Genomic DNA, 1,503 nt, shown 5'->3' on the forward strand with positions numbered 1-1,503 from the left:
CTGTCAATCCCATTTTAAAATGTCCTTATTTGTCCCCAATAGAAATGTCCCCTTGTTAAGTCTTTCGACTGGAAGCTTTGAAGGGGTCGGTGAGGACAGGGTTGATGGCTCGAGGCGCGGTTTGTAGGGCTCTTTGTTGTGCACGGCGCTTGGGGGCTTTCTTACTGCGGGTTCGTTGCTGTTGTTGTTCGAATTCTTCTTGTTGTTGCTGAGCAAATTTTAAAACTTGGCCGAGGCGTTTGTTGTCGACGATTTGGGTTTGTTGAACGTGCTCGAGTTTGTCGAAGGTTTTGAATTCGAGTTTTCGATGCCCGTACTGAATGGCGATTTCTCCATTTGGGTAGTCGAGTACCTTCACGGTTTCGTGCATTAATCGGCTGTTTTCTTCGGTGGGCTCAATGAGATAAATTACTTTATCGTATTGAAATGTCAGTGATTTTGAGAGCTTGCGGCTTTCTTGCCAACTGAAAATATCGTCGAGTTCTTGCTTGGATTCTCGAACCGGACGATGCATGTTTTTCGGGTATTGAGCGGGCTTAGCAAAGCGGTGGTTAAAATCGGCGATGAAGTAGGGAAGCCAGGCGTTGGCTTGCTCGATGGTGTTGATGCCTTGTAAGCGCATCTCTTTAACCAGCCGGTCTTGCAACGTGAGATTGGCTCGCTCAACACGGCCTTTGGCTTGGGAGCTGTTGGCACAAATGAGTTCTATCGCCAGCTCTTTCAGCACGCGCCCGTATTGGGTTTGGCCAACTTGTTTGTGTTTCTCCTGATTCACTCGAAATATGGAGTGTTTGTCGCTGTAAAATGCGATGGGTTTACCGTGCTCATTGAGGTATTCACGCGTCGCCAACATGTAGTCAAACGCGGATTCCGTTTCGCTGAATCTTAGGTTCATCAAGCGGCCAGTCGCATCGTCAATGAACACCAATAGGCAGCATTTGTCGCTGCGGCCTTCAAACCAGTCATGATGGGAGCCGTCAATTTGAATAAGTTCACCCAAGCAATCACGACGGTAACGAGGCTGATAGATCCGAGGTTTTCGTTTCGCATGTGGAAGCCACAGTCCGTCGGCGATCATCCATTGACGCAGTGTTTCTTTAGAGACTGATAGATTGTGCAGTTCAGTCAGTTTTTCCAGAGCGAACGTTGGTGAGAAGTCAGAGTAATGCTCACGGATAAGTTTCAGTATTTCAATTCTGAAATGTTCTGAGTAGCGTCGATTACTTGGGCGTCCACGCGCTGCGTGTGTAAGACTTTGCGCGCCAAGAGAGACAAGTTTGTTGACCAAACGTCGGATATGACGCGCAGACAGGTTCAAAATGATAGCAGCGTCAACTTGGCGTAGTCGTTTTTCACGTACGTCAGTCAGAACCTTGAATCGATGAATATCTTTTTCACTCATAGTAATAAGCATCCAGATAACTCCTAAGCAGACCAATATAGGTAAGCTTAGGAGGACATTTTAAAATGGCTCAAACCGGACATTACTAAATTGCTCTAACA

The 1,503-nt window shown here is 46.8% G+C and carries 1 protein-coding gene; it reads right to left on the reverse strand.

What is annotated here, in order from left to right; all coding sequences use genetic code 11:
• Nucleotides 1-55 precede the first annotated feature (55 nt).
• A complete protein-coding gene (locus AB4513_RS22475) occupies nucleotides 56-1,402 on the reverse strand; it encodes an ISNCY family transposase (protein ID WP_102257390.1) in 1,347 nt (448 codons plus the stop codon).
• Between the last annotated feature and the right edge of the window lie 101 nt (nucleotides 1,403-1,503).

It is taken from the genome of Vibrio sp. 10N.222.54.E6 (assembly GCF_041473955.1).
In the GTDB taxonomy this organism is placed as follows: Bacteria; Pseudomonadota; Gammaproteobacteria; order Enterobacterales; family Vibrionaceae; genus Vibrio; species Vibrio tasmaniensis_A.